General features: G+C 72.0%; 5 protein-coding genes. 1 reads left to right on the plus strand and 4 read right to left on the minus strand.

Translation table 11 applies throughout. The features are described 5' to 3' along the window. Together ABT300_RS42140 and ABT300_RS42145 are read right to left on the minus strand one after the other, a co-directional pair. The coding region (locus tag ABT300_RS42140) for an MFS transporter (RefSeq protein ID WP_351687924.1) at positions 1–709 on the minus strand (709 nt) is incomplete at its 3' end. Positions 710–794: 85 nt separating this feature from the next. Beyond that, positions 795–1301 carry a phosphopantetheine-binding protein gene (locus ABT300_RS42145; protein ID WP_351687927.1) on the minus strand — a complete coding sequence of 169 codons (507 nt, stop codon included), beginning with the start codon at positions 1299–1301 and terminating at the stop codon, positions 795–797. A gap of 1180 nt (positions 1302–2481) precedes the next feature. Between ABT300_RS42145 and ABT300_RS42150 the strand changes: the two genes are divergently transcribed. Further along, positions 2482–2862 (plus strand): Imm32 family immunity protein, encoded by a 381-nt coding sequence (locus tag ABT300_RS42150; RefSeq protein WP_351687929.1) that lies wholly within the window; start codon positions 2482–2484, stop codon positions 2860–2862. A 370-nt stretch (positions 2863–3232) separates the two neighbouring features. Here the strand turns inward: ABT300_RS42150 and ABT300_RS42155 are convergent, their stop codons facing one another. Both ABT300_RS42155 and ABT300_RS44650 read right to left on the minus strand, forming a co-directional pair. Then, a complete protein-coding gene (locus tag ABT300_RS42155; RefSeq protein ID WP_351687931.1) occupies positions 3233–3427 on the minus strand; it encodes a thioesterase domain-containing protein in 195 nt (64 codons plus the stop codon). Between the two features lie 8 nt (positions 3428–3435). Continuing rightward, entirely contained in the window at positions 3436–3864 is a 429-nt protein-coding gene (locus ABT300_RS44650; RefSeq protein ID WP_502978115.1) for a thioesterase II family protein, read from the minus strand. Positions 3865–3969: the final 105 nt, after the last annotated feature.

The raw sequence follows: 3969 nt of genomic DNA on the forward strand, positions 1-3969 counted from the left end.
GGGCCAGGCCGCCGGCGATCAGGGCGACGAGGCCCGCGTTCCAGTGGTAGCGCTCGCCCTCCTGCAGGCCGAAGGCGAGGCAGAACAGGGCGGCGGTGGCGACGAGGACGCCGGGCAGGTCGAAGCGGTGGGCGCGGGCGGGCCTGATGTCGGGGACCAGCGCGAAGGTCAGCACGACGACCGCGACGCCGATCGGCACGTTGATGAAGAAGATCCAGCGCCAGCCGATCGTGCTCACCAGCAGTCCGCCCAGGGTCGGGCCGGACAGGGTCGCCACGCCTGCGATCGAGCCCCACACGCCCATGGCGGCGCCGCGTCGTTCGGCCGGGAACACCGCCATGATCAGCACCATGGTCTGCGGCACCATCATGGCCGCGCCCAGTCCCTGCACCGCGCGGGTGGCGATGAGCAGGCCGGGGGTGCCGGCGAGGCCGCAGGCGATGCTGGCCAGGGTGAACAGGACGACGCCGGCGACGAACAGGGTGCGCGGTCCGCGCAGGTCGCCGAGCCGGCCGAAGGTGATCAGGGTGACGGCGAGCACGAGGGCGTACGCGCTGACGACCCACAGGGCCTGGTCGAGGGACGAGCCGAGCCGGTCCATCATGTCGGGGATCGCGATGTTCACGATGGTCAGGTCGAGCAGGGTCATGAAGAACCCGAGCCCCATGGTCGCCAGGACTGCCCACGGGTTCCCGCGCAGTTTCCTCACCGATGCTCCTTGTCCGTCCACCTGAGTGGCTCGCTGAATTTCCGGGACACTGACCCGAAGTCGTCAGTGACCCGCTTTCGGGGGTTCATTCGGCGCCCGCCAGTCCCAGCTCGTCGTCGAGCGCCGAGAAGAGCTCGTCGTCGGTGGCCGACCGCAGGTCCGCGTCGTCGGCGTCGGGCGGGCGGTGCCCGCTGTGCCAGCGGCGCAGCAGTTCGCCGAGGCGGCCGCCGACGTGCTCGCGGTCGTCGTGGTGCGCGCCGGCGGCGGCGGCCCGGGCCAGGGCCGCCTCGAGGCGGTCGAGGGCCTCGGTCAGCGGCTGCGGCGTCGGGGCGTCGTCGGGGGCGAGCCGGCTCAGGAGCTGCGCGGTGAGCGCGGCGGCGGTGGGGTGGTCGAAGGGGAGGGTGGCGGACAGGCGCAGTCCGGTGGCGGCGGCGAGCCGGTCGCGCAGCTCGACGGCGGTGAGCGAGTCGAAGCCGAGCTCCTGGAAGCTGCGCTCGCTCTCCAGGCGCCGGGCGTCGGCGTGGCCGAGGACGCCGGCGACCTCGGTGCGCACCAGGTGCAGGACGGTCTGCTCGCGTTCGTCGGGGGTCATCTGCGCCAGCCGTTCGGGCAGCGGCCGCGCGTTCGCGGGCGAGGCCGACGGCGGCCAGCGCGCCGAGAGCCAGCGCGACGTCGGCGGGCGCGGTGCGCAGCACACGCGCGACGCGCTGGCCGCTCGCCTGCTCGCCCAGAACGCCCAGCGCCCGCGCCAGCGCGGCGGCTGGAGCCGGACAGCGCTGCAGGAAGGCGTTCAAGGCGCGGGCGAAGGGACCGCCGGCTGCGGGGCGTGACCAGGCTCGCCGAGCAGGGCCCGCACAGCACAGGGTTGCCGAGGCTGACGTCGTGGACCCGGCCGACGACGGCGTCGCGCACCGGCGTGTCGGCCTGCGCACGCAGCCACTGCGCGACCGCGGGATGCCCCAGCAGCGCACCCTCCAACGCCGTGCCAAGCGGCTTCGCCGGATCGACCGCGAGAACGAGGAGCAGCCCGCCACGACGACGCGGCGCGGAGGTGACCGACGCGCCCAGACGAGCCTGTCCTGCAGCGTCCACCCGACCGACGTCGTCGACGCACACCACCCAGGCGACAGCATCCACGACCGCACCGTCCACGACCGAGGACCCGGCGGACGGAGCCGGGCCTCCACGCCCGAAGACCCAGCACACCGCACCGCGAAGGCGGCGTCCACGACCGAGGACTCCGCAGACGCGGCCGGGAAGGTGGCGTCCAGGACCGAGAGTTCGGCGGGCCGGGCCGGGAAGGCGGCGTGCACGGTGACGGTGCCTCGGAGGCGGGCGGCGTCGGCGCAGTGCTGCAGCAGCTCCGATTTCCCGCAACCCGCGACGCCTTCCACCAACACGACGGCGAACGCGCGGCGCATGCCCGCGTCCAACGCGTCGTCGATGCGCATGCGCTCCTCATTGCGGCCCACCAAAGTCATGAACGCCAGCCTGGCAGCACCCCACCACGCGCAGAGCGCCCGAACGCTGACCGCAACTGGCCATGCAACAAGTCCCCCACCCCACCCCCGCCCAGCCCGCCCCCAGCCCGGCCCTCGCACGGACCGGCGCATGCCCCGGCCACCCCACGGCCCGCACCCCTCGCCCCGACCACCGCACGGATGGGCCGGCGCACGGACCGACCCCGACCGCCCGCCCGCCCCGACGACCCGCAGACCGCCGAAGGCCACCTTGCAGACGATCGATACGATCGGCGCGTCGGAGAGGTTGTGATGCTGCAGGTTCTGTACAGCGGGGAGACGAAAGAGCTCGAGCTCTCCGGGACGCGTCAAGCACTGCTGGCCTTCGGGCGGCTGCTGCGGGAGAAGGCCGCAAGCCTCGACCTCTCGCAGAACCCGTGCCCCTCTCCCTACGACAGGTCGCTGTCGAAGATCGCGTTTCGGGAGGATCCTCAGCGGGCCGCCGTCTCGATCGTCACGCAAGCCCAGGTCCTCAGGATCGAGGGAGGGCGAGAGGCCCTCGACCTCCTCGCCGCCAGCATTGAGGGCTTCGCCGCCGACGCCGGCGCAAACGATCACTGCCACGTCGACTCCCCCACATACGACTACGTCGCGCCGGAGTCGGACCCGCTGGTGATCGCGTTCACGAAGTGAGCGACGAGCCTACGGCCGCAACCGGTCGAGGCTGTGGACCTCAGTGCGGGAGCACGACCGCGGGCCCGGACGGAACACCGGCCGGCCCCGGGCAACGCGGACCACGACGCCGCACACGGCCCGCCGAATCAACCACGCCGGGGGAACGCCTCGCCACCGAATCAACCATGCCGGGGGGGACGCTTCTCGCCACCGACCCGGCGAACCCCTTCACAGCGCAGCTCAGGCACACCAGGCTCCCGTTCCCGCTCCGGACCCTGCTCCTGCTCCCGCTCCCGATCCGGTTCCGGTTCCGGAACAGGGGCGGCGGCGAACGGCCGGTGCGCCCCGCGTCGCCGGCCCCGGTCACGGGAGGGCCCTCAGCGCCGGCTCAGCGGGCGGCGGGCCGGAGGAGCCGGCCGAGGTCGGCGGCGACGGCCGCCGTGACGGCGTCCTGCTGCGCAGTCAGGAAGAAATGCCCGCCCGGGAAACGGCGGAACGTGAACGGACCGCTGGTGAAGTCCCGCCACGCCATCGCCTGCTCCACGCCGACCCGCGGATCGGACTCCCCCGTCAACACGCTCATCTCCGCAATCAACGCCTGATCGCCACGCGTGTGCAATCGTCCACCGCACCCACGTCAGGAGGACGACGCCCCGACACGATCAGCCCCAACGGCCGCCGGCCCGCCCGCTCCATCCGCCGCGCGACCTCGAACCCGAGGATCCCGCCCGTGCTGTGACCGAACAACACCACCGGCAGATCACCGAAAGGCCTCAACACCTCGAACACCCGATCCGCCAACACGTCCACCGACGTCAACGCCGGCTCATGACGCCGATCCTGACGCCCCGGATACTGCACCGCCAACACATCCGCACACCGACAGAACCCGCACATAAGAGAAGAAGAACGACGCCGTCCCACCCGCATGCGGAAGACACACCAACCGCACCCCCGCACCCCCCGACCGATGAAAACGCCGAACCCACAACTCACCATCACCATCAACGCCAACGCCATGAACGCTCATACGCCCAGACGGTAAACCCACCCCATAAAGCCACACTAACGAGCTCGTGCATGGTTGGCCGTGAGACGTCGAGCTCTTGATCGTTGATCATGGTC

The organism is Streptomyces sp. NPDC001027 (assembly GCF_040299045.1).
Taxonomy (GTDB): Bacteria; Actinomycetota; Actinomycetes; order Streptomycetales; family Streptomycetaceae; genus Streptomyces.

What these genes read in the sequence shown, in the direction of transcription:
- ABT300_RS42145 (WP_351687927.1), bottom strand. Translation starts at nt 1,301, where the DNA reads ATGACCCCCGACGAACGCGAGCAGACCGTCCTGCACCTGGTGCGCACC.
- ABT300_RS44650 (WP_502978115.1), bottom strand. Translation starts at nt 3,864, where the DNA reads ATGGCGTTGGCGTTGATGGTGATGGTGAGTTGTGGGTTCGGCGTTTTC.
- ABT300_RS42155 (WP_351687931.1), bottom strand. Translation starts at nt 3,427, where the DNA reads ATGAGCGTGTTGACGGGGGAGTCCGATCCGCGGGTCGGCGTGGAGCAG.
- ABT300_RS42150 (WP_351687929.1), top strand. Translation starts at nt 2,482, where the DNA reads ATGCTGCAGGTTCTGTACAGCGGGGAGACGAAAGAGCTCGAGCTCTCC.